Genomic DNA, 22,711 nt, shown 5'->3' with positions numbered 1-22,711 from the left:
GGCGGCTGTGCGTATCCCGACGCACGCTCTGCGCCAACAGCAAAAACAATCGGGCGCGGCGGCGACCGATCGCCGCGCGTTCGTGCAGAGAGCCCGGTGCCGATTCGTGTGCCGGCGAGGGCCGTGACGAAAGCGGTGCCATGACCCGACGACACCGCCGCGCGGTGTCGTCAGGTCATTCCCGGCTACTGCCGGATGATGCAGCTGTCCGCGGAGGCGTTGGACGCGCCCGGGCTGCAGGCGACCGCCGGGGCGCGGATGCCGCCGTCGACGATCAGGATCGAGTCGGTGGCGGCCGTCACGGTGCCGCTGCTGCCGCCGTGTGCCGCGGCCGCCAGTTGCCTGGCCGTCTCGTCGGCCTTTTGCGGACTGGTCTCTGTCGTGCTGCCGGCATCGCTGGTCACCGTGGCGGCGGCGACCGAGGTGTTGATCGCCTGCACGGTGGTGGTGGGCAACTGGACAGCGGCGCCGCCGCCATCGCCGCTGCCGGCGACCACGTTCAACAGGCCATCGACGTAGCTGATGGTGTAGTTGGACAGCCCTGCGCCGGTGGCGCCGGATGCGGTGATGGCGTAGTTGCCGACCGCAGCGCCGCTGCCTGCACCGGCACTGTTCAGGGCGACGCCGGAGACGGTGTCGCGGTTGAGCAGGCCGGAGACACGGTAGCCGGTGAGGGTGGCGGTGCTGCCGACGGTCTTGCTGGCATCGCTGGCGACGATGCGCAAGGTGGCCGGATCGACGCGCAGGCTGCCGTCGACGTAGTTGACGACGTAATTGGACAGCCCTGCGCCGGTCGCGCCGGAGGCGGTGATGGCGTAGTTGCCGACCGCGGCGCCGGCACCGGCGCCGGCGCTACCCAGGGCGACGCCGGAGACGGTGTCGCCGTTGAGCAGGCCCGAAACGCTGTAGCCGCTGAGGTTGACGGTGCCGCCATAGATCTTGTTGGCGTCGTTGGCGACGATGCGCAGGGTGGCCGGATCGACGCGGAGGCTGCCATCGACATAGGTCACGACGTAATTGGACAGCCCGGCGCCGGTCGCGCCGGAGGCGGTGATGGCGTAGTTGCCGACCGCGGCGCCGGCACCGGCGCCGGCGCTGCCCAGGGCGACGCCGGAGACGGTGTCGCCGTTGAGCAGGCCCGAAACGCTGTAGCCGCTGAGGTTGACGGTGCCGCCGTAGGTCTTGTTGGCGTCGTTGGCGACGATGCGCAGCGTCGCCGGATCGACGCGCAGGCTGCCGTCGACGTAGTTGACGACATAGTTGGACAACCCTGCGCCGGTCGCGCCGGAGGCGGTGACGGCATAGTTGCCCACTGCGGCGCCGCTACCGGCGCCCGCGCTGCTCAGCGCGACCCCGGAGACGCTGTCGCTGCCGATCAGGCCGGAAACGCGGTAGCCGCTGAGGTTGAGGGTGCTGCCGTAGGTCTTGGAGCCCGAGGTCGCCGTCACCGTCAGCGTCGCCGGGGTGATGGCGATGCCGCCGGAGACCACGTAGCCGATGTCGTAGCCCTGCTGCGAGGACGCCAGGCCACCGATCTGCAGCATGCCGTTGCCGGTGGTGTAGCTGCCGACGCCATTGCCTGCGGTCGCGTAGCGCAGCGACGATCCGAACAGCAGGCTCGGGTCGAAGGCGCCGCCGGCCGTGTAGGACGAGATCGTGCCGCTGACACCGTTGCCGTCGTAGGTCTTGTCGAGCCCGGAGAGGCTGGTGCTGATCGTCAACGGGGTCAGGAAGCTGCGCAGCAGCGGCGTGCCCATGTGTTCGTACAGGCGCCAGGTCTGGCCGGTGCCGCCGCGGTTGTCGATCGCCCAGCCGGCATCGGTGAAGGTGGACAGCGTGTTCAACGCGCTCCAGGACCTGCCGCCGCTGATCGCATCGATGCTGCCGGTGTTGCTGCCCGCCAAGCGCAGGCCGGCGTTGATCGGATTACCGCCGATGTCGGTGGCGAAGAAGCTGGCGTTGATCGTGCCACTGTTGGTGCCGACCAGGCCGCCGACGGCGTTGCTGCCGCCTATGTCGCCGATGGCGTAGCTGGCGTTGATGATGCCGCCATCGTTATAGCCGACCAGACCGCCGAGATACTGGGTGCCGATCACGCCACGGCCGCCGGCATAGGCCGCGTTGATGGTGCCGGTCAGGTTGTAACCGACCAGGCCGCCCGCATACTCGGTGGCGGCGATGAAACCAGTGGCATAGACACGGGCCAGGCTGCCTCGAGAGTTGTACCCGACCAGCCCGCCGATGTACGACGTGCCGGAAACATCGCCGACGGCGTAAGCGTCGCTGAGGCTTGTGCTGAAGAGGTTACCGACCAGTCCGCCGACATAGTTGACTCCCGATGCGCCACCGGTCGCGTGCGCGTTCGTGATGGTCCCCCTGTTCGCCACTCCGATCAGCCCGCCGACGTAGTTCGAGCCGGAGACGCTCCCGCTGGCCTGCACATTGGTGAGGGTAGCGGTGGACGCCTGGCCTAGCAGACCGCCCGCATGCGTGGTGGTCGCGGTGACGTTGCCGCTGGCCGAGGCGTTCTGGATCTGGCTCTGATTGGCGTTGCCGATCAGCCCGCCGACATGGTCGCCGCTGGCGGTGCTGGTGCTGGTCGCGCTGCCGCTGGCCTGCACGTTGCTGTAGTTGCCCTGGTAGTCGTTGCCGACCAGGCCGCCGACACTGCTGCCGCCGGAGACCGTGCTCGACGAGGACGACGCGTTGATCGTGCCGCTGGCGTTGCTGCCGATCAGTCCGCCGACGTAGTTGCCGCTGTAGGGGCCGCCGCTGCCGACCACGCTGCCGCTGGTCTGCGCGCCGGTGATCGTCCCGGCATTGTTGTAGCCGGTGAGGCCGCCGATGAAGTTGCCGGTGCCGCTCATGGTGCCGGTGACGCGGATGCCGCTGAGCGTGCCGGCATTGAAGCCGGCGACGCCGCCCACGTAGGCAGTGCCGGTGACGGTGGCGCCGGTCAGGGCGAGGTTGACGATCCGGCTGGCAGCGCCGGTGTTGCCGAACAGGCCGACGTAGGACGTGCCGCCACGGGCGATGGTCAGCCCGGAGATCGCGCGGTTCGCGCCGTCGAGGCTGCCGGTGAAGGCGTTGTTGCTGTCGCCGACCGGGCTGAAGCCGGCGCTGCTCCACATGCCGCTGGCGTTGCTGCCGGCGGTCTGGCTGGCGTCGATGTCGGCCGACAGGCTGTAGTTGGCCGCCATGTTGTACGCCATCAGTTGCAACTGGTGCGCGTTGCCGATGGTGGTGCTGTACTCGCTGGCCAGGAACGGGCGCGTCTGCCCCTCGATCATGATCCAGGCCGGACTGCCGACGCCATCGCTGGCGACGTAGACGTTGCTGGTGCCGGCGAGCAACGCCCAGGTACCGAGATTGCCGTAGGTGCTGTGGCTGTAACGGTTGTTGCTGCCGAAGCTGGTCAGATTGGTGGCGCTGCCGCCGCCCCCGCTGCTGATGGCATTGGCCTGGCCGGTGCTGTCGACGTCCCACGACGCATTGCTGACGCTGCCCGAATTGGCGCCGATCAGTCCGCCCACGTTGTTGTTGTTGGTGCTGATGACGGCACCCGTGGCGTAGCTGTTGCTGACGCTGCTGGAGCTGACGCTGGCACCACCCGCGTTATTGACGCCCACGAGCCCGCCCACCGAGGCCGTTGCGGTGACGCTGCCGGTGGCGTAGGTGTTGGCGATGGTGCTCTGGTAGTTCATGCCGACCAGCCCGCCGACCGTGGAGCTGGTGCCGATCACGCTGCCGCTGGCGTAGCTGTTCTTGATCGAGCCGGCGTTCTGGTTGGTTCCGACCAGGCCGCCGACATAGTCGGTGCCGCTCACGTTGCTGGTGGAATACGTGTTGGTCAGGCTGCCGCCGTCGTTGTAGCCGACCAGGCCGCCGGTGTTGGAGGAACTGCCGGTCACGCTGCCGGTGCTGTGGGTGTTGCGGATCGTGCCGCTGACGTTGTTGCCCGCCACGCCGCCGACGGCGCTCTGCCCGTTGACGCTGCCGGCGAACGCGCTGTTGTCGATCAAGCCCAGGTTGTAGCCGGCCAATCCGCCGACGCCGCCGGAGCTCCCGGTCACACTGCCGTCGACGGTGACGTTCTTGATCGCGCCCTGGCCGTAGCCGACCAGGCCACCGACGTAATAGCCGCCGGAGATGGAGACGTTGCCCAGATGCACATCGCGGATGAGGCTGTTGCTGCTGGTGGTGCCGAACAGGCCGACGTAGCCGCTGGCGCCGGAGATGGTCAGGTTGTTGATGCTGTGGCCAAGGCCGGCCAGCTTGCTCTGGAAGGAGGACACCAGGGCGCTGCTGCGGGTGACGCCGGCCAGGTCGATGTCCTGGGCCAACGCATAGGCGCCCGGGCTGTTGAAATAGGTGGCCGCGTCGGCCAGCGAGTGGATCAGCGTGTACGCCTGCCCGTTGATCGCCAGGCTGGCGTACGCGCCGCCGAGCGAGACGGGGGTGTTGACGTAGTAGTCGCCCGTGCCGCCGACGGTGCCGTTGTCGGTGTAGCCGCCGTAGTTCAGCACCAGGCCGGCCGTGTTGCCGGTGGCGGTGACGGCGGCATTGAGATAGATGCTGTGGTAGGCGTCCAGGGTCAGCGTGGAGTTGCCGCTCCAGCCGATCGCCGCATTGACGTTGATGTCGCCGCTGCCGTTGCTCACGGTGCCCGGGCCGCTGGCGTTGGTGCTGGAGGTGAGCAGGGTGACGTTGGTGCCGCCGTTCAACGCGCCGCTGATGGTGCTGGCGGCCGCGCTGTCCACGGTCAGGTCTTCCGGGTCGACCAGCCAGGTGCCGGCGCTGCCGGGGCCGGCGCCCTTGGCGCCGACGGCGATGCCGGAGAAGTCGACGGTGTGGCCGCTGGTTTCGAGCAGGCCGCCGCTGCCGCTGCCGGCCGCGTTGGCGCGCAGCGCGCCATGCACCGCGGTGTGGCCGTCGGACCAGACCACGATGGAGCCGCCGTTGCCCTGGCCGGTCGCGCTGGCATCGAGCAGCGCGCCGTCGGCGACCGTGGCCGCACTGGCGTGTTGCAACTGTTCGCCGCCCTGATAGCCGCCGCCGATGCGCACGCTGCCGCCGGCCGCGGTGCCGCTGGCGTCGATGCGGCCAGCGACGCTCACCGCGCCATCGGACAGCAGCTGCACGCTGCCGCCGTGGGTGCCAGAGACATCGATGCGGCCGCTGCTGGCCACGTCGCCGCCGCTGCCGACCAGGCGCACGCTGCCGCCGGAGGTGTCGATGCCGGTGGCTTCGAGCGCGCCGGTGTTGTTGACCAGCAACTGCGACAGCCCGGTGCTGCCGGCCTGCAGCAGGATCTGCCCGCCATTGGCGCGTAGCGTGCCGCTGTTCTCCACCGCCGCCGCCGCGCCGTCCACCGACTGGCTGGCCGCCGCGACCATCTGCATGCCGATCGCGCCGGCCGCGTCCATGGTCACCTTGACCTGATCGGCGGAGAGCAGGCGGATGGCGCCGCCGTCGGCGCTGATGCTGCCGCGGTTGGCGACATGGTTGCCGACGAGATTGACCGAGCCGCCGTTGCCGGCGCGGATGCTGCCCTGGTTGACCACGCTGGCGGCGCCATGGTCGCCCCGCGCGAGCAGGTAGCCGATGTCGTCGTCGCCGGCCAGGCCCAGCGAACTGGCGACCAGGCCGCCGACGTTCACCTGCGCGTGGTTGCCGAACAGGATGCCGGCGGAGTTGATCAGGAACACATTGCCGTTGGCGCGCAGGCTGCCGTCGATGACGCTGGCGCCGCGGCTGGCGTCGATCAGGTTGAGCGCCACCGCCGAGCTGGACGGCTGCACGAACACCACGCTGGCGTCCTTGCCGACATTGAAGCTGTTCCAGTTCAGCACCGCCTTGGCCGCGTTCTGGTCGATCTGCAGCGTGCCGCCGTTCTGCGACACGGTGGCGCCGGTGGCGCTGGACAGCGACGGCACGCCGCTGGCGTGGGCCGGCGCGGCCAACGCACAGGCCAGGGCGAAGGGCAGCAGCGGCGCGGCCAGGCGCGCCGCGCCGGTGCCGGTGGCGCCGGCGTGGCCGGTGGCGACTTCGGAGGCGACCTGGAGCACGCCGAGGTGGCGGTTGAAGACGAGGCGGTAGATGCGGTTCATGGAGATCCCCAGGTCAGAAGGTCAGGCCGAAGCGCGCCCAGTAGCGCACATCCTTGCCGTCGCCCGGCTTGGTGGTGCCGGTGGGCTTGGCCGCGGCCAGATCGAACGAGAGTCCGTGCCAGTCGGGCAGCCGGAAGCTGAGGCCGACGCCGGCACCCTCGAAGGTGGTGACGCTGTCGTACACCGCGCGGTTGGCGCCGTTCGGGTAGACCCGGCCGTAGTCGTAGAACACGCTGGCGGTCAGCAGCTGACCCCAGGCGCGGCCGCCGAACGGCGAGGCGGCGCTGGCGAAGCCTGGTGCGTCCACCTGGTACTCCAGGCCGGAGTCGAAGCCGCGGTCGCCGAGCGCGGCGCCGAGCGGGAAGGCGCGCACGCTGGTCGGTCCGCCCAGCGAGAACTGCTCCAGCGGGGTCAGGGTGTCGTCGCTGTACTGGCCGTTGACGCGCAGCTGCAGCCGCTGCGTGGCGGTCAGCCCCTGCAGCCGGGTGTAGCTCAGGCGCGCGACGGTGAAGTGGCGGTCGTGGCGGGCGTACAGGTAATCGGTCTGCGGCGAATCGTCGTCGAGCGCGCCGCGCACGCTGAGCTGCAGCAGGTCAATGGCGTGGAGCCGGCGGTCGTCGTGGCGCACGCTGGTGCCGAGTTCGGCCACATCGAATTTCTGCTTGGACAGCAGCACGCCCAGGCCCTGCAGGCGCGAGCTTTCCTTGACCAGGTGCAGCCAGCTCTGCACGCGCCAGGCATCGGAATTGACGAACTTCCAGTCCAGGCCCAGCGCGCTCTGCTGGGTCGGGCCCTGGATGTCGAGCGCGGCGAACGCGCCGTTGTCGAGGTTGACCACGCTGCGCGTGTAGGACGCGCTGGCGCTGAGGCCGTCGACGCCGGCGATCGGCACCTGGTAGGCGAGGCTGCCCTGCCAGGTATTGGCCGGATCCAGCGCATAGGCATAGCTGGCCGACAGGTGGTCGCCCAGACCGAGCGGGTTGTTCCAGTCCACGCCGAGCTGCGCGCGGTAGCGGCCGATGCTCGGGGTGCCGTAGTTGCTGGCGCCGACGCTGACCTGCAGCGGGCGCTCCTCGCTGGCCTGGATCACCACGTCGGTCTCGCCGGGGTTGGCGCCGGGCTTGAGCACGGAGGTGGCGGACACGCCCGGCAGGTCGCGGGCATACAGCAGCGCCGACTGCAGATCCTGCTGGCGCAGGATCTGGCCCTGCAGGGCCAGGGCAGGGCTGGCGATCAGGCGGTCGTCGTAGCGGCGCGTGCCCTCGACGGTGATCTTGCCGACCCGGCCTTCGACCACGCGGATCTCGACCACCTGGTCCGGCCCCAGGGTCTGCACCGGCAGATATGCCCGGGCGACCAGGAAGCCGGCCTGGCGGTAGGCCTGGGTCAGCGTGTCGGCGATCTGCTGCAGTTGCGCGAAGCTGAGCTGGGCCGGCACCGTGCCGCCGCCGAGTGCGCGCAGGCGCGCGTCGGCCAGCGCCTGCAGGCGCGCCGGATCGATCTGCTCGCGCGGATGGTCGCCGACCCCGGTGACGCGGATCGCCTGTACCGCGATCGGCGCCGCGGCGTCGGTGGTGCTGGTGCCGGTGGCCGGGGCGGCCTCCTGGGCCAGTGCCGTCGCGCAGGTCAGCGTCAAGGCCAGGCCGGCGGCCCACGGAAGCACGAACAGGGCATTCGCCAGCGTACTCGGACGCGGACGGCAAGAAATCGTCATGATGTTAAGGTGGCGTTAGGGTTGAGGCTCGCGCAATGTAGCCTTCCCACCGCCGATCAATCTGAGCGAATCTGAGCGCGCGATCACTCTTTGCGCGGTCCCCCGACACGGTGTCGGGATAATCCCCACAGCACGCTGTGCCAGCGCCGGGCGCTGGGCGGCCGCCATCTCAGTGAATCAGGGCGTGCCTGCGCCCGGGTGGAGCGTAGGCCCTGTGGTGATTCGTCGCGGGTATATCCGCCGGGGCTGCCAGCGTCCGGGTCGGCCGCTCAGGCTGCAGTGGCGCACTGCGCGTCGCGCAGTGCCTGCCGGTACGCCTTGGCGGTGGCGTCGTTGTAGGCCACCAGGATGATCCGCTTGGGCACCGCATGCGCGCGCTGCCATGCGTCGGTCTCGGCCACCGCGATACGCGCGGCCTGGTGCAGCGGGTAGCCGTAGACGCCGCAGCTGATCGCCGGGAACGCCACCGAGTGCAGGCCCATCTGTTCGGCCATGCGCAGGGCGCGCCAGTAGCAGTTGGCCAGCAGGGCCGGTTCGTTGTGGGCGCCGTCGCGCCACACCGGACCGACGGTATGCAGCACATGCCGCGCCTTGAGCTGGTGGCCCGCAGTGGCGCGCACCTCGCCGACCGGGCAGCGTACGCCCGGCTTGAGTTCCGGCAGGCGCCGGCATTCTTCCAGCAATTCCGGGCCGGCGGCACGGTGGATGGCGCCGTCCACGCCGCCACCACCGAGCAGGGACTCGTTGGCGGCGTTGACGATCGCGTCCACGTCGAGCTGGGTGATGTCGCCTTGCCAGATTTCGATCTTCATGCGCCGATCTTTAGGGGAGCCGAATGATGGATGCGTGAGGGTGTCGCCACCCGCCGCCGCGCGCTGCCACGGCCGCTTAACCGGCCAGCGGCAAGACTGACGCGCCCCCATCTCAGCACCTGCGACATGAACCCGAACCCGCCGCCGCCACAGGTCGCCGATGCCCTCGCGCAGGGCCAGATCATCAAGGCGATCAAGCTGCTGCGCGCGCACAGTGGCATGGACCTGCGCAGTGCGAAGGAGCAGGTCGATGCCTGGCTGCTGGCCGGCGCGGCGCGCACGGTGACGGAGATGCTCGACCGCCACGCCTCCGGTGCGGCAGCGGGGTCGACGTCGGCGACCGGGGCGCAGGCGCCGGTGGCGGCCGAGGAACGGCGCCTGCCGCCGGCGGCGGAACTGGCGCTGCGCCGCGGCGAGCGGCGCACGGCCGCCAAGCTGGTGTTCGAGCACTATCCGGACATGTCGCTGCGCGAGGCACTGGAGATGGTGCAGCGGCATCTGCGCTCGGCGCCGACGCTGGGTGCCGCCTCGACCGTGGCCGCCGGCGACCGTGGCGGGGCATGGCGTTGGGTGCTGCTGGCGCTGTTGCTGGCTGCGGCGGCGGCCTGGTGGCTGGCGCGCTGAGGCATGCCGACGCGGCCAGTGGCTACAGCCAGCGCGCGACCTGCGCGCAGTAGCGCGCATAGGCGCTGCCGAAGCGCTCGCGCAGGCGCGCTTCCTCGTAGGGGATCACCACCCGCTGCAAGGCCAGCAGCGGCAAGGGCAACAACAGCGCCGACCACGGCCAGCCGATCTGCACGCTCAGGCCGAGGTAACTCAGGGTCAGGCTGACGTACATCGGGTTGCGGGTCAGCCGGTAGGGCCCGTGGCAGACCAGGTGCGAGGGCGCGCGCTCGGGCAGCAGGGTGGTGCGGTCGCGCGCGAACAGCACGAAGCACCAGCATGCCAGCAGCAGGCCGGCGAGCGCGACGGCGCCACCGCCCAGTTGCAGCCAGGCCAGCGCGGTGCCCTGCGGCAACGGCAACGGCAGCGCGTGCTGCAGGCTGGCGCCGAGCAGCAGCGCCAGCAGGAAATGCGCCGGCGAGGTCGTGCGCACCAGCAACGGTACGCGCACCTGCGCACGTGCGGGCGGTGGATCGGTGCGGTCGGTTCGGTCGTGCATGCAGTCCTTCCCTGGTTCGGTTGCGGCCGCGCAAGTTTACGCGGCTGCCCACGGCGTCCGCGCGCGCGCGTCACGAATGGGCACGGGCGCGACCCGGCAGTGCCTCGTCGTGCGTGGCAGTGCGCGCAAACCCGATTACCCTAGCGCCCGTGCGGCACGTCGCAGACGCTTGCGTTCGACGTGTCGCGTCGTTCCGCGTCGATCGCACCCGACGCGCCGGTCGTTCCCCTTCCGCCACCATTGTCCCGCCTCATGCCAATCGCTTCCGCCAGCAGCACCGCCGCCCCGCGCCGCCGGGTCATCCTCGAAGACGACATCGACGGCTTCACTCCTGCGCAGCTGTTGCTGCTGCAATCGCCCGAGGTGGAGGTGCTGGGCATCTCGGTGGTCAGCGGCAACATCTGGCGCGACGAAGCGCTGGCGCATACCCGGCGCCTGCTCGAGATCGCCGGGCGTGGCGAAGTGCCGGTGCTGCCCGGCCCGGTGTTCCCGCTGCTCAACAGCGAGGTGGCCACCGAACGCTGGGAAGCGCTGTACGGCAAGTTGCTGTGGAAGGGCGCCTGGACCCGGCAGTGGGTCGAGCACGACACCGTGCAGAGCGCACCGCGCTACCACGCGCACGACGTGGTCCCGGACCTGCCGCTGGGCAATCCCACCGTGGTGCAGGCAGCCAGCGAGCCGGCCGCCTTGTTCATGATCCGCAAGGTGCGCGAGTTCCCCGGCGAGGTCAGCATCGTCGCCACCGGGCCGCTCACCAATCTGGCCTTGGCGCAACGGCTCGATCCCGACTTCGCCACGCTGGCCAAGGAACTGGTCTACATGGGCGGCAGCCTCAATCCGCGGCAGCGCCGCGACAGCGTGTCGGCGGCGCAGTTCGCGCGCGAGTTCGTCAATTCGCCGCGGCGCGAATTCAACATCCGCTGGGACCCGGAAGCGGCCAGCATCGTGATGCGCGCGCCGTGGCGGCGCATGGTGATGGTGCCGGTGGATCCGTCCACCGCCACCGAACTGACCCCGCAGCTGCTGGCGCGGATGGGCGCCGCCGACACGCCGATCGGCCATGCGCTGCGCCGGCGCGAGCCTGGCTTCCCGATGTGGGACGAACTGGCCACCGCGGTGTGGCTGCGCCCGGAGCTGGCCACCGTCAGCGAGACGCTGTACGTGGACACCAACACCGAGTTCGGCGCCGGCTATGGCGACATCCTGTCGTGGGCGCCGGGCTATCAGCCGGGCCTGGGCGAGCAGGCGCAACAGGTGGTGCGCGAGGTCGACGTGGCCGCCATCGAGCAGTTGCTGGTGGAGCGGCTGACCGCGCCGCAGCCGCCGGCGCTGGGCGCGCCGCTGCCGGTCTGAGGCATGGCGCACGCGGATCTGCAGTCCGCTGCACGCCACGGCGTCCTGCCGCTCGCGTGCGGTGCAGGCGGGACGCCGGCCTGCGGTGTGCCGGCATGAGCGCATCCGTGCCCGACGACCGCCTCGCGCAGGCGAAGGCCTTGGTCATGGCAGCGTTCCGGGAGCCGCAGCGTGCCGATGCGCTGCTGGCCGAGGCCGAGGCACTTGTGCGCGCCGCGGCTAGAACGGCACCCGCCGATCCACGCCCGCTCACCTGTCTGGGCGCGGTGCTGTGCGATCGCGGGCACTACCGGCGGGCAGCCGCGGCACTGCGCCGCGCGGTGCGCCTGCAGTCCGACGATCGCAGTACCTACTTCAATCTGGGCGTGGCCTTGCTCAACGTGGGCCAGCAGGCCGAAGCCATGGCCGCGTTCCAACACGCGGCCAGCCTGCGCGCCGCACCGATATCGTGGACGGCGTACTTCGATCCGCACGCACAATAGCGATGCCGCGCCGGTGCGGCATTGCCAGGGCGCATGCCTGCCGCTGCGCGTTTACGGCAGACCGGCCAGCCAGTCGTCGTCGCTGCCTTCGTTGATGTCGGCGAACAGTGGCGTGGAGAAGTAGCGTTCGCCGGTATCCGGCAGCATCGCCAGGATCACCGCGCCGGGCGCCGCGGTCTCGGCCACGCGCAGCGCGGTGGCCACCGTGCCACCGCCGGAGATGCCGGTGAAGATGCCTTCCTCGGCGGCGAGGCGGCGCGACACCGTGATGGCGTCGGTGTCTTCCACGCTCAGCACCTCGTCGTAGACCTCGCGGTTGAGGACCTCGGGCACGAAATCCGGCGTCCAGCCCTGGATCTTGTGCGGCTTCCACTCCTGGCCCTGCAGCAGGGCCGCGCCGGCCGGTTCGGTGGCGGTGATGTGTACTTCCGGACGCGCGAGCCGCAGCACTTCGCCGACGCCGGTGAGGGTGCCGCCAGTGCCCCAGCCGCTGACGAAATGGTCGAGCCGGCGGCCTGCGAAGTCGCGCAGGATTTCCGCGGCGGTGGTGCTGCGGTGGTAGGCCGGATTGGCCGGGTTGGCGAACTGCCGGGCCAGGAACCAGCCGTGCTGCCTGGCCAGTTCCTCGGCCTTGCGCACCATGCCGCTGCCGCGCTCGGCGGCGGGGGTCAGGATCACCTTGGCGCCGTAGGCGCGCATCAGCTTGCGGCGCTCGATCGAGAAGGTCTCCACCATCGTCGCCACGAACTTGTAGCCGCGTGCGGCGGCGACCATCGCCAGCGCCACGCCGGTATTGCCGGAGGTCGCTTCGACGATGGTGTCGCCGGGCTTGAGCAGGCCGCGCGCCTCGGCGTCGAGCACGATCGCCAGGGCCAGGCGGTCCTTGACCGAACCGCCGGGATTGAAGGCCTCGACCTTGACGTACAGGTCCACGTGCGCCGGCGCCAGCCGCTGCAGCTTGACGATCGGGGTGTGGCCGATGGTGTCGAGGATGTTGTCGTAGATGGCCATGGGCAAGGTCTCCGGGAATGGGGGGCGGGTCAGGCGGCGTGGGCCAGGGTAGGCGCCGCCTGCTTCGGGGAAGGTGAGGGCAGCGCGTGCAGCGGTGCGGCGCCGAACCAGTGCAGGGTGTCGGCCAGCGCGGCCACCTCGCCCAGGATCAGCAGCGCCGGCGCACGCACGGCATGCGCGCGGGCGGTATCGGGCAGGTCGGCGAGGGTGCCGCGCACCACCCGCTGCTCGGCACGCGAGCCGTTTTCCACCAGCGCAAACGGCGTGCCGGCGGCGCGGCCGGCGGCGAGCAGGCGCGTGCGCACCGTGTCCAGGCCGGCCACGCCCATGTACACCGCCAGGGTCTGCCGTTCCTGTGCCAGTGCGGTCCAGTCCAGGGTGTCCAGCGAGGCCTTGCAGTGCGCGGTGACCAGGCGCAGCGATTGCGCGTGGTCGCGATGGGTCAGCGGGATGCCGGCGTAGGCGGCGCAGGCCAGCGCGGCGGTGATGCCGGGTACCACCGCGTAGTCCACGCCGTGCGCGCGCAGGTATTCCAGTTCCTCGCCGCCGCGGCCGAACACGAACGGGTCGCCGCCCTTCAGCCGCACCACCCGGCGTCCGCGCCGCGCGTGTTCCAGCAGCAAGGCATGGATCTGCTCCTGGGCGACGCTGTGGCCATCGGCCGACTTGCCGACGGCGATGCGTTCGGTACCTGTCGGTATGAGCTGCAGGATCGCGGCGCTGACCAGGCGGTCGTGCAGGACCACGTCGGCCTGGCGCAGGGCGTGCAGCGCGTTGCCGGTGAGCAGGCCGGGATCGCCGGGCCCGGCGCCGACCAGGGTCACGCTGCCTGGGCGCAGCGGCAGCGCATGCTGTGCGGCGGTCTCGGCGGCAGCGGCATTGGCTGCGGACGCCGGCTCGGCCGGCACGGCTTGCGCCAGCACCCGCCGCGCGGCCGCGGCCTGCAGCGCCTGGCGGTTGGCCATGGCGTCCTCGCTCGCGGCGATCAGGTACCAGACGCTGTCCAGCCAGGCGCTGTTGAAGGTGCCTGGCAGCCAGACCAGCCGTCCCTGCGCGGCCAGCGCATGCAAGCCCGGGGTCAGGGTCGGCGCGGCTACCCGTGGCAGGGCGCCGGCGGCGAGAAGTGCCTGCAGCTGGCGCTCGGCGGCCGCGCCGCCGCCGATCACCAGCACGGCCCGGTCGCGCAGGTCCGGATACAGGGCAATCGGGGCTGGACTCACAAGGACGGCTCGCGACGCAGGGCAGGAGGGAGCGACGACCGTAGCGCCGGCTCATAGCCCCAGGAAATGACTTCATGCCCAAGGCAGATAGCTTTCGGTTATAAGGTGAAAGGCCGAATTCCACTACAGTCGAGCGTCCCGCCTGGCGGCGCCTCGCCCTCGTCCCGATGACGCTGACCCAACTCCGCTACCTCGTCGCCATTGCCGATGCCGATCTGAACATCACCCTGGCGGCGGCGCGCGTGCACGCCACCCAGCCCGGGCTGTCCAAGCAGCTCAAGCAACTGGAGGACGAACTGGGATTCCTGTTGTTCGTGCGCAAGGGCCGCAGCCTGGAAACGGTGACCCCGGCCGGGCGCGAGGTGATCGAGCGCGCGCGCGCTGTGCTGGCCGAGGCCAACAACATCCGCACCTACGCTGCCAACCAGCGCCGCGAGAGCCAGGGCCAGCTGACCCTCACCACCACCCACACCCAGGCGCGCTTCGTGCTGCCGCCGGCGGTGGCGCAGATCAAACAGGCCTATCCGCAGGTCAGCGTGCATCTGCAGCAGGCCGCCGAGAGCGCGGCGCTGGACCTGCTCAGCCAGGGCGACGCCGACATCGCCATCGTCAGCACTGCCGGTAGCGCGCCGGCGGCGGGCATCGCCGTGCCGCTGTACCGCTGGCGGCGGCTGGTGCTGGTGCCGCGCGGGCATGCGTTGGACGTGCCCAGGCGGGTGCCGGACATGGCCGCGTTGGCGGCACAGCCGCTGATCAGCTACGAATCCTCGACCCGCGCCGGCTCCTCGCTGCAGCGCGCCTTCGGCCGGCTCGGACTGGAGCCGCGGATCGCGTTGACCGCGCTCGACGCGGACCTGATCAAGACCTACGTGCGCACCGGACTCGGCGTGGGCCTGCTGGCGGAAATGGCGGTGAGCGCCAACGACACCGACCTGCGCGCGTGGCCGGCGCCGCCGGAGATTCCCGACTGCATCGCCTGGGCGGTGCTGCCGCGCGACCGGGTGCTGCGCGATTACGCGCTGGAACTGGTGCATGTCCTGGCGCCGCAGATCGACACCCGCGACCTGCGTCGGGTGATGGAAGGCAACCAGCAGCCGGATTGGCCAGCGCCGCCGAGCTGGGAAGATCTGACCCAGACCATTACCAGTTGAAGCCGGGAATGGGGAATCGGGATTGGGGAATGGCGGTGAAGCCGGAAATAGGGAGTCGGGACTGGGGAATCGCGACAGCGGCGTCCTTTGATCGATACGTCGATTGGCTTCGGACAGACGTCTGGCAAAAGAAGTAAGGGCAACGGCGTCGCGGCCTGCACTGGAATGAAGACCCCGCACTGGCGTGGTTGCCTGCCGTGCGCGTTGCCGCGGCCGCAGTCGCCCCCTATCATGCGGCCCGCGCTGCCGCCCGGCAGACCGCGACCCTGGACGTGCCGGCGGCTGTCGGCACCGCGCCGCCGCTGTGCGGCCGTCGCCCAGGGCGCGTCGACTTTCCCAACGCAAGGACGCCCGATGCATCCTGTTCTCCAGCACAACCTGTTCTTCGTCAAGGAACAGGTCGGCATGTTCAAGGCCGCCAACAACTACGACGTGTTCGATCCGCACAGCAACCGCAAGCTGCTGGAATGCCGCGAGCCGAACCTGGGCGTGTTCACCAAGATCTTCCGGTTCACCGACTACAAGCGCATGACCCCGTTCCAGGTGGAAGTGCGTACTCCGGATGGGCAGAAGGTGCTGACGGTCAAGCGCGGCTTCTCGCTGTTCCTGTCCAAGGTTGAGGTGCTGGACGAGCGCGATCGGCTGGTCGGTTCCTTCAGCCAGAAGTTCTTCTCCATCGGCGGCAAGTTCGACGTGCTCGATGCCCAGGGCGCGCCGGTGTGCACCCTGCGCGGCAAGTGGACCAGCTGGGATTTCCGTTTCGTGCAGGGCGAGCGCGAACTGGCGCAGGTCTCGAAGAAGTGGGCCGGGCTGGGCAAGGAACTGTTCACCAGCGCCGACAACTACATGCTGTCGATCGCCGAGAGCCTGCCGGCCGAGGATCCGCGGAGGATCCTGATCATGGCGGCGGTGCTGTGCATCGATATGGTGTTGAAGGAGTGACTTTGAAGCCGGGAATGGGGAATCGCGGTGAAGCTGGGAATGGGGAATCGGGAGTGGGGAATCGCAAAAGCGGGATTCCCGCGGCGGCGGCTCCCCGGCCCCTCGCACTGAGCGGCCGTGGCCATTGTGGGAGGGACTTCAGTCCCGACTGCAGGCTGCCGGAAGACCTCAGTACCTCACTGTTCCCTGCCAAGCCTTAGCGACTCAACGCTGCGCGGCTGCGCTTGACATCTTCCTTCTCCCCCGGGAGAAGGTGCCCCGAAGGGGCGGATGAGGGTACGGGCGCCAGTGCCAGTACCCGCGCTCAGCCCAGCGCAGCGCAGCGCAGTTCAGGCGTCTCACACTGAGCGGCCGTGGCCATTGTGGGAGGGACTTCAGTCCCGACTGCAGGCTGCCGGAAGACCTTGGTACCTCACTGGTCCCTGCCGAGCCCTGGTCACTCAACGCTGCGCGGCTGCGCTTGACATCTTCCTTCTCCCCCCCGGGAGAAGGTGCCCCGAAGGGGCGGATGAGGGGACGGGCGCCAGCGCAAGTACACCTGCGCCAGCGTGGCTCGGGCGTCAGGCGTCCGTGCTCGCCGCCGGCAGCAGCACGGTGAAGTGGCTGCCGTGGCCCGGCTGGCTGCGCACTTCCACGGTGCAACCCAGGGTCTCGGCGGCGCGGCGCACGATCCACAGGCCCAGGCCGAGGCCGTCGCTGCGCGGGTCGGCCTGGCGGAAGGCCTGGAACAGCGTGCGCAGGCCGTCTTCGTCCATGCCGATGCCGCGGTCGATGATCTCCACCGCCACCTGGTCGCCGCGGCGCCGGCAGCCGATTAGTACCTTGCCCTGCGCGGTGTACTTGACCGCGTTACCGAGCAGGTTGCCGAGCAACGTGGACAGCAAGGCCGCGCTGCTGCGCACGCGCAAGGACGTCGGCACGCTGCGCAGCTGCACGCCCTTGGCCGCGGCCTGCGGCTGCCAGGTGGCCAGGATCGGTGCCAGCACGTCGGCCAGGGCCAGGGTCTGCAGCGCCGGCAGGCGCAGCTCGCCGGCGGCGGCGTTGGTGGCGAGCTGGTCGAGCCCGCTGGCGACCTGGTTCAAGGCGGTACGTGCGGTCTCCAGCGAACCATCCTGCGCCGCGTCCTGCTGGCGCTGCAGCTTGCTCAGCGCGTACGACGCGGTGCGCAGCGGGGTCTTCAGGTCGTGGCCGGCGATGGCCATCAGGCGACTGCGGTAATGGTTGGATTCCTGCGCCAGATGCAGCGCCTTGCGCAGTTCCAGTTGGCCCATCGCCTGCCGCGCCAGCGCGCGCAGCGCTTCGATCTGCTCGTAGCTGAGCTGGCGCGGGCGCCGGTCCAGCACGCAGACGGTGCCCAGGGCCAGGCCGTCGGAGGTCTTCAGCAGCGCGCCGGCATAGAAGTGCAGGCGCATCTCGCCGGTGACCAGCGGATTGCAGGCGAAGCGCGGGTCCTCGCGGGTATCCGGCACCAGCAGCAGGTCGTCCTCGAGCAGGGCGTGCGCGCACAGCGAGGTCGCCAGCGGCGTTTCGCGCGTGCCCAGCCCGATCTCGCTCTTGAACCACTGGCGCTCGCTGTCGATCAGGTTGACCACCGCGATCGGCGCCTGGCAGATCAGCCCGGCCAGCCGGGTGATGTCGTCGAACGCCGGCTCGCGCGGTGTGTCCAGGATCGCGTAGCTGTGCAAGGCGTCCAGCCGCAGCGCTTCGTTGCGGGGCTTGGCCGCGCAATAGACCGGGTCGGCGGCGGGTTCGACGGGAGACATGCGGCGCGACTCGGGCGGAAAGGCACGCAGTCTATGGTACCTGTCACGGTTTTTGCCGACGCGGCGTTCACACGGTGCTCGCGTGCGCTGCACCTGCGCTTAGCGAATCGGCTGCGCAGGCGGTGTCGCCTGGTCAGCCCACCCAGCGGCCCTGCGCATCCACCAGCGGCGTCCCGTCCTCCTTGGCGAAGGCGCCGCGCTGCGGCGACGGCAGGATCTCCAGCACGGTCTCCGACGGCCGGCACAGGCGCGTGCCCAGCGGGCTGACCACGATCGGCCGGTTCAGCAGGATCGGGTGCTGCAGGATGGCCTCCAGCAGCGCGCCATCGTCCAGCGTCGGGTCGTCCAGTCCCAGTTCGGCGTAGGGCGTGCCCTTCTGCCGGATCAGCTCCCGCAGCGGCAGCCCGCTGGCCGCCGCCAGCGTCTGCAGGGTGGCGCGGTCGGGCGGGGTCTTCAGGTATTCGATCACGGTCGGCTCGACGCCGCTGTTGCGGATCAGCCCGAGCACATTGCGCGAAGTACCGCAGGCGGGGTTGTGGTAGATCGTGATCGTGGGCATGGGCGGCTCGCTGAGTGGGACGGAACAGGGGCGGCCGTGCCGGAATCCTGCACGCGGCCGCGGCCGATGGTGCCGCAATCGGGGCGCCATGCAAGCGCCGCGCTCGCCGGACACGGCGGTGCGCGGCGCCCGCGATGGTCGCCGCCGCGTCGGAAACGCCGGCCCGTCCTCGATCTGCAGAGAGCGCATGGTCCGGCCAGGCAACGGACGGACCACCTTGCCGGGCGCCTGGGCGGCGGCAGGACGATGGCGATGCGGCCGTGCTCCGGGGGCGGTAGCGGCGGCCGGGGCTTCGGTCTACCGACCGAGGACGCTGCCGGTCCGGCACCGCCACGACGTGCATGCGTCACTTCGCCGCACATGGCATCGCACGCGTTTCAATGGCCGTCGCACCCTCTAGAATGCGCCGATGGTCCGTCTCCGCCAGCTGCCGTCGTGTTGGGCCGCGCTCGCCGCACTGGCGCTCGGCCTGCTGCTGCTGGCGCCGCCGATCAGCCAGTGGCGCCAGGCACGGGCCGAGGCGGCCACACTGCTGGATCAGGCGCTGTGCACCAGCGGCGGCCTGCGTCTGGCGGCGCTGGCGGGTGCCGTCTCGGCGGCGCATGGCGGCCACCACGACGATGCCGGCCTGGCGCACGCGCCGGCCTGCGATTACTGCCTGCTCGCCGCGCGGCTGCTGCCGTGGGTAGTGCTGTTGCTGGCGTTGCTGCCCTGGCGCTGTCCGCCAGTGCCGGTGGCGGCGCGGCACAGCCTTGTCGTCACGGCCGCCGCACGCCGCGCACACCCGCCGCGCGGACCACCGCTGTTCTCCTGATCCACGGGTTGCCGTTCCCGTGCCGCGGCGCCGCTGCGGCACGCCCTCGTGCCGATGGAGTTTTCGCCATGTTCCGTTTTCCTGCCATGCCACCGGTGGTGGCGTGCTGTTGTGTGTGTCTCGCCGCGGCCGCGCCCGCCCATGCCGCCGACGCGCCGCCCGGCGCCGCCGGCGATTCCGTGCTGACCCTGGGCAAGGTCCAGGCCGTCTCGCCGCTCGCCGCCGGATCCAGCGCGCGCAGCGTGTTCAGTTCCGTCGACATCCTCGGCGGCGATCTGCTGCAGGACCAGCATGTGGACTACAGCTGGGAGTTGCTGATGCGCGCGCCCGGCGTGCAGGTGACCCAGTTCAAGATGGGCACCGACGCCGGGCGCTTCTCCTTCCGCGGCTTCAACGGCGAAGGCCGGATCAATGCGGTCAAGTTGCTGATCGACGGCGTGCCCAGCAACGACAATGCCGGCGCCATGCCGTACCTGGATGCGGTGTTCCCGCTGGACATCGCCGCGATCGAGATCGTGCGCGGTACCAACGACCCGCGCTACGGCCTGAACGCGATCGCCGGCAGCGTCGACGTGCTGACCCGCAGCGGCGGCAACGACGGCCGCGCCAGCATCACCGTCGGCAGCTTCGGCACCCGCGAGGTGCAGGCGACGCAGGGCATCGAGCGCGGCGCCTGGAGCCAGAACTACTTCGCCGCCTGGCGCGACAGCGACGGCTACCGTGACCATGCCGACGCGCGCAAGCATGCGTTCGCCGGCAAGTGGTTCTACACCGATCCGGACGGGCGCTGGCGTGCCGGACTCAGCGCGCGCGACTACCGCAACACGGCGCTGGAGGCGGGGTATCTGGACTACGCCACCGCGCAGCGCGCGCCACGCAGTTCGCCCGACTACGCGCGCGACGACCGCAGCCAGCGCCACACCACGCAGGTGTCGCTGCACCTGGATGCGCGCCTGGCCGAGACCGTGCAGGGCAGCGCCAAGGCGTACTGGAACCGCTACGACAACCAGCGCTGGGTGCGCTTCACCGCGGCCGGCGCGCAGCAGGAACGCGACACCGACGAGCGCCAGCGCGGCATGCTGGCCAGGTTCAGCTGGCGCCCGGCGCTGGCGCGTGCCGACGCCTTTGCGCTGGAGGGTGGGGTCGACGCGCAGTGGCAGGACAACCTCTCGCAGCGCTACCGCACCGTGGCGCGCGTGCGCACCGCGCCGCTGCGCGACTGGGATTTCGATCTGCACACCGAAGGCGCCTACGTGCAGGCGGTGCTGCGCCCGACCGAACGCCTGCAACTGGTGCCGGGCTACCGGGTGGATCGCGTCGGCGGGCAGTTCCGCGACCTCGCCAGCGGCGCGCGCTATACGACCTACGCCTACGGCACGATCCGCCAACCCAAGTTCAGCGCGGTGTACGCCCTGACTGCGCAGGCCAGCCTGTACGCCAACATCGGCCGCACCTTCCAGATCGGCAGCGGCAACGGCGCCTACCGTACCCAGGCGCGCAACCTGGCACCGTCCTACAACGATGGCTGGGAGACCGGCCTGAAGTTCGCCGGTGCGCAGCAGCGCTGGGACGCACGCGTGGCTTACTGGGAGCAGCGTGCGTCCGACGAAGTGGCGACCATCCTCGGCGTGAACGGCAGCGTCGGCACCGGCGAGGTCGGCAACGTCGGCAAGACCCTGCGCCGCGGCTGGGATGCGCAACTGAACCTGCGTCCGGACGAGCGCTGGACGCTGTGGCTGGCGTATTCGCGGCAGCGCGCGGTCATCGTCACCCCCGACCCGAGCGCGCCGGCCACACGCGGCAAGGAAATCGAGAACGTGCCGCACTACCTGGCCAACGCCGGCATCGACTGGCAGGTCACGCCGCGGCTGACACTGTCGGCCTGGGGAAACGCACAGGGCGATTACTACGTGGAGCGCAGCAACACCCTCGGCCGCTACGGCGGCTACGCACTGGCCAATCTCGGCGCGACCTGGCGCTGGCGTGCGCAGCGCGAGGTCTCGCTGCAACTGAAGAACCTGACCGATCGGCACTACGTCTACGCCTGGTACGACAGCGGCTCCTCCGGTTACTCGCCCGGCGACGGCCGCGCGCTCTACGCCACGCTGAGCTGGGGCTGGTGATGACGACGCACTCTCCCGCGTCCGCTGTGGCGCCGGCACGCTTCTACCGCGCCGTGTGGCGCTGGCATTTCTATGCCGGCCTGCTGGTGCTGCCGCTGCTGGTCTGGCTGGCGCTGACCGGTGCGGCCTTCGTCTATCAGCAGCCGATCGACGGCTACTTCCACCGCGCGCTGAAGACCGTGCCGGTAGCCGCCCACGCGCAGACGCTGGCGCCGCAGCGGCTGCTGGACGTGGCGCTGGCCGCGCAACCGGGCCAGGCACTGCGCTACACCACACCGCCGCGGCGCGATGCCTCGGCGGAAGTGACCATCGCCACCGCCGATGGCCGCCGCGAGGTCGTGTACGTGGACCCGTACCGGGCGCGGGTGCTGGGGCAGTTGCCCGAGCACGGCACCGTGGCCTGGACCATCCGCCGCCTGCACAGCCTCGACTACGTCGGCTGGTTCGCCAATGCGCTGATCGAGGTGGCGGCCGGCTGGGCGATCCTGCTGGTGTTCACCGGCGTGTACCTGTGGTGGCCGCGCGGGCGCCGCGGCGGCGTGACCACGGTGCGCGGGCGGCCGGCGCAGCGGCTGTTCTGGCGCGATCTGCATGCGCTCACCGGCAGCGTGGTCGGGGTGCTGCTGCTGTTCCTGGCGCTGACCGGGATGCCGTGGTCGTGGTTCTGGGGCGCGCAGGTCAACCGCCTGGCCAATGGTCATCACTACGGCTATCCGTCCGGGCTGCGGGTGGACCTGCCGATGTCGACGCAGCGGCTGAGCGACAGCGAGGTGCCGGCGTGGTCGCTACGCCAGGCGCGCCTGCCGCAGTCGTCGCCGCCGGCCGTGGACCCGCACGCGGCGCACGGCGCGCATGATGGACACGAGGAGCATGGCGAACACGGCGGCATGGCCGACATGCCGGACGCCATGCCGGCGGCGGGCGCGATCGGCCTGGATGCGGCGGTGGCGCGGTTCCAGGCGCGCGGCATCGCGCCCGGCTACAGCGTGGCGCTGCCGCGCGGCGCACGTGGGGTCTATACCGCTTCGGTGTATCCGCCGGACCTGGCGCAGCAGCGGGTGATCCACCTGGACCAGTACAGCGGCCAGGTGCTGCTGGACATGCGCTACGCCGACTACGGCCCGCTGGCCAAGACGCTGGAGTGGGGCATCAACGTGCACCTGGGCCAGGAGTACGGTGCGCTCAACCAGATCGTGCTGATCGTGGCATGCCTGGGCATCGTGCTGCTGTGCGTGAGCGCGGCGGTGATGTGGTGGAAGCGGCGCCCACAGGGCGGGCTCGGGGTGCCGCCGCTGCCCGCGGACCGGCGCACGCTGCGCGGCGTGGTCGCGCTGCTGGTGCTGGGCGGGATGCTGTTTCCGCTGGTGGGTGTGTCCTTGCTGCTGATGCTGGCGCTGGACTGGGTGCTGGTGCTGCGGCGGGAGCCGGTGGTGGGGGCTTAGCGGGTCGAGGTCGGAATGTGCTGTGCTGCTGCCGCGATAAGCCGATCCATCGG

General features: G+C 70.5%; 16 protein-coding genes. 8 read left to right on the top strand and 8 right to left on the bottom strand.

Going from position 1 to position 22,711, the window contains the following annotated elements; translation table 11 throughout:
- Nucleotides 1-185 precede the first annotated feature (185 nt).
- From SLW56_RS13830 to SLW56_RS13820, 3 genes are all read right to left on the bottom strand, one after another.
- Nucleotides 186-6,110 (bottom strand): MBG domain-containing protein, encoded by a 5,925-nt coding sequence (locus tag SLW56_RS13830; protein WP_320695000.1) that lies wholly within the window; start codon nucleotides 6,108-6,110, stop codon nucleotides 186-188.
- A gap of 13 nt (nucleotides 6,111-6,123) precedes the next feature.
- Nucleotides 6,124-7,824, bottom strand: a complete 1,701-nt coding sequence (locus tag SLW56_RS13825) for a ShlB/FhaC/HecB family hemolysin secretion/activation protein (protein ID WP_320694999.1) — start codon at nucleotides 7,822-7,824, stop codon at nucleotides 6,124-6,126.
- Between the two features lie 269 nt (nucleotides 7,825-8,093).
- Nucleotides 8,094-8,636: an O-acetyl-ADP-ribose deacetylase gene (locus tag SLW56_RS13820; RefSeq protein ID WP_152181057.1), complete on the bottom strand. Its 543-nt coding sequence runs from the start codon at nucleotides 8,634-8,636 to the stop codon at nucleotides 8,094-8,096.
- Between the two features lie 126 nt (nucleotides 8,637-8,762).
- Here SLW56_RS13820 and SLW56_RS13815 point away from each other — a divergent pair, with 126 nt between their 5' ends.
- Complete coding sequence (locus tag SLW56_RS13815; RefSeq protein WP_320694998.1) at nucleotides 8,763-9,260, top strand: hypothetical protein; 498 nt, start codon at nucleotides 8,763-8,765, stop codon at nucleotides 9,258-9,260.
- Nucleotides 9,261-9,282: 22 nt separating this feature from the next.
- On the opposite strand, the gene SLW56_RS13810 is transcribed toward SLW56_RS13815, so the two are convergent.
- A complete protein-coding gene (locus SLW56_RS13810) occupies nucleotides 9,283-9,798 on the bottom strand; it encodes an isoprenylcysteine carboxylmethyltransferase family protein (RefSeq protein WP_152236166.1) in 516 nt (171 codons plus the stop codon).
- Between the two features lie 252 nt (nucleotides 9,799-10,050).
- Between SLW56_RS13810 and SLW56_RS13805 the strand changes: the two genes are divergently transcribed.
- A complete protein-coding gene (locus SLW56_RS13805; protein ID WP_017912988.1) occupies nucleotides 10,051-11,151 on the top strand; it encodes a nucleoside hydrolase in 1,101 nt (366 codons plus the stop codon).
- A 95-nt stretch (nucleotides 11,152-11,246) separates the two neighbouring features.
- Entirely contained in the window at nucleotides 11,247-11,633 is a 387-nt protein-coding gene (locus tag SLW56_RS13800) for a tetratricopeptide repeat protein (protein ID WP_267083748.1), read from the top strand.
- A gap of 51 nt (nucleotides 11,634-11,684) precedes the next feature.
- On the opposite strand, the gene cysK is transcribed toward SLW56_RS13800, so the two are convergent.
- On the bottom strand, nucleotides 11,685-12,644 hold the full coding sequence (cysK, locus tag SLW56_RS13795; RefSeq protein WP_017908608.1) for a cysteine synthase A: 960 nt from the start codon (nucleotides 12,642-12,644) through the stop codon (nucleotides 11,685-11,687).
- A gap of 29 nt (nucleotides 12,645-12,673) precedes the next feature.
- A complete protein-coding gene (cobA, locus tag SLW56_RS13790) occupies nucleotides 12,674-13,864 on the bottom strand; it encodes a uroporphyrinogen-III C-methyltransferase (RefSeq protein ID WP_295963432.1) in 1,191 nt (396 codons plus the stop codon).
- A gap of 167 nt (nucleotides 13,865-14,031) precedes the next feature.
- Here cobA and SLW56_RS13785 point away from each other — a divergent pair, with 167 nt between their 5' ends.
- Together SLW56_RS13785 and SLW56_RS13780 are read left to right on the top strand one after the other, a co-directional pair.
- The gene (locus SLW56_RS13785) at nucleotides 14,032-15,015 is read left to right on the top strand and encodes a LysR family transcriptional regulator (RefSeq protein WP_017916788.1); all 984 of its coding nucleotides are present in this window, start codon (nucleotides 14,032-14,034) and stop codon (nucleotides 15,013-15,015) included.
- 354 nt (nucleotides 15,016-15,369) lie between these two features.
- Nucleotides 15,370-15,957, top strand: coding sequence for a phospholipid scramblase-related protein (locus SLW56_RS13780; RefSeq protein WP_017908488.1), 588 nt, complete (start codon nucleotides 15,370-15,372; stop codon nucleotides 15,955-15,957).
- A 560-nt stretch (nucleotides 15,958-16,517) separates the two neighbouring features.
- Here SLW56_RS13780 and SLW56_RS13775 read toward each other — a convergent pair.
- On the bottom strand, nucleotides 16,518-17,720 hold the full coding sequence (locus SLW56_RS13775) for a GAF domain-containing sensor histidine kinase (protein ID WP_267099927.1): 1,203 nt from the start codon (nucleotides 17,718-17,720) through the stop codon (nucleotides 16,518-16,520).
- A 133-nt stretch (nucleotides 17,721-17,853) separates the two neighbouring features.
- Entirely contained in the window at nucleotides 17,854-18,279 is a 426-nt protein-coding gene (arsC, locus tag SLW56_RS13770; RefSeq protein ID WP_320694997.1) for an arsenate reductase (glutaredoxin), read from the bottom strand.
- Between the two features lie 409 nt (nucleotides 18,280-18,688).
- Here arsC and SLW56_RS13765 point away from each other — a divergent pair, with 409 nt between their 5' ends.
- From SLW56_RS13765 to SLW56_RS13755, 3 genes are all read left to right on the top strand, one after another.
- Nucleotides 18,689-19,093 (top strand): DUF2946 family protein, encoded by a 405-nt coding sequence (locus tag SLW56_RS13765; RefSeq protein WP_320694996.1) that lies wholly within the window; start codon nucleotides 18,689-18,691, stop codon nucleotides 19,091-19,093.
- A 68-nt stretch (nucleotides 19,094-19,161) separates the two neighbouring features.
- A complete protein-coding gene (locus SLW56_RS13760; RefSeq protein WP_320694995.1) occupies nucleotides 19,162-21,216 on the top strand; it encodes a TonB-dependent receptor in 2,055 nt (684 codons plus the stop codon).
- Nucleotides 21,216-22,658: a PepSY domain-containing protein gene (locus SLW56_RS13755; protein ID WP_320694994.1), complete on the top strand. Its 1,443-nt coding sequence runs from the start codon at nucleotides 21,216-21,218 to the stop codon at nucleotides 22,656-22,658. Before SLW56_RS13760 ends, SLW56_RS13755 begins: the two co-directional genes overlap by 1 nt.
- Nucleotides 22,659-22,711: the final 53 nt, after the last annotated feature.

The sequence above is a fragment of the Xanthomonas sp. LF07-6 genome (genome assembly GCF_034105445.1).
Taxonomy (GTDB): domain Bacteria; phylum Pseudomonadota; class Gammaproteobacteria; order Xanthomonadales; family Xanthomonadaceae; genus Xanthomonas_A; species Xanthomonas_A sontii.
The sequence above is the reverse complement of the archived record's forward strand: the minus strand, read 5'-3'. Positions and strand labels throughout refer to the sequence as shown.

Coding starts and splice junctions, on each gene's coding strand:
- SLW56_RS13830 (WP_320695000.1), bottom strand. CDS start 6,110: ATGAACCGCATCTACCGCCTCGTCTTCAACCGCCACCTCGGCGTGCTC.
- SLW56_RS13825 (WP_320694999.1), bottom strand. CDS start 7,824: ATGACGATTTCTTGCCGTCCGCGTCCGAGTACGCTGGCGAATGCCCTG.
- SLW56_RS13820 (WP_152181057.1), bottom strand. CDS start 8,636: ATGAAGATCGAAATCTGGCAAGGCGACATCACCCAGCTCGACGTGGAC.
- SLW56_RS13815 (WP_320694998.1), top strand. CDS start 8,763: ATGAACCCGAACCCGCCGCCGCCACAGGTCGCCGATGCCCTCGCGCAG.
- SLW56_RS13810 (WP_152236166.1), bottom strand. CDS start 9,798: ATGCACGACCGAACCGACCGCACCGATCCACCGCCCGCACGTGCGCAG.
- SLW56_RS13805 (WP_017912988.1), top strand. CDS start 10,051: ATGCCAATCGCTTCCGCCAGCAGCACCGCCGCCCCGCGCCGCCGGGTC.
- SLW56_RS13800 (WP_267083748.1), top strand. CDS start 11,247: ATGAGCGCATCCGTGCCCGACGACCGCCTCGCGCAGGCGAAGGCCTTG.
- cysK (WP_017908608.1), bottom strand. CDS start 12,644: ATGGCCATCTACGACAACATCCTCGACACCATCGGCCACACCCCGATC.
- SLW56_RS13785 (WP_017916788.1), top strand. CDS start 14,032: ATGACGCTGACCCAACTCCGCTACCTCGTCGCCATTGCCGATGCCGAT.
- SLW56_RS13780 (WP_017908488.1), top strand. CDS start 15,370: ATGCATCCTGTTCTCCAGCACAACCTGTTCTTCGTCAAGGAACAGGTC.
- SLW56_RS13775 (WP_267099927.1), bottom strand. CDS start 17,720: ATGTCTCCCGTCGAACCCGCCGCCGACCCGGTCTATTGCGCGGCCAAG.
- arsC (WP_320694997.1), bottom strand. CDS start 18,279: ATGCCCACGATCACGATCTACCACAACCCCGCCTGCGGTACTTCGCGC.
- SLW56_RS13765 (WP_320694996.1), top strand. CDS start 18,689: ATGGTCCGTCTCCGCCAGCTGCCGTCGTGTTGGGCCGCGCTCGCCGCA.
- SLW56_RS13760 (WP_320694995.1), top strand. CDS start 19,162: ATGTTCCGTTTTCCTGCCATGCCACCGGTGGTGGCGTGCTGTTGTGTG.
- SLW56_RS13755 (WP_320694994.1), top strand. CDS start 21,216: ATGACGACGCACTCTCCCGCGTCCGCTGTGGCGCCGGCACGCTTCTAC.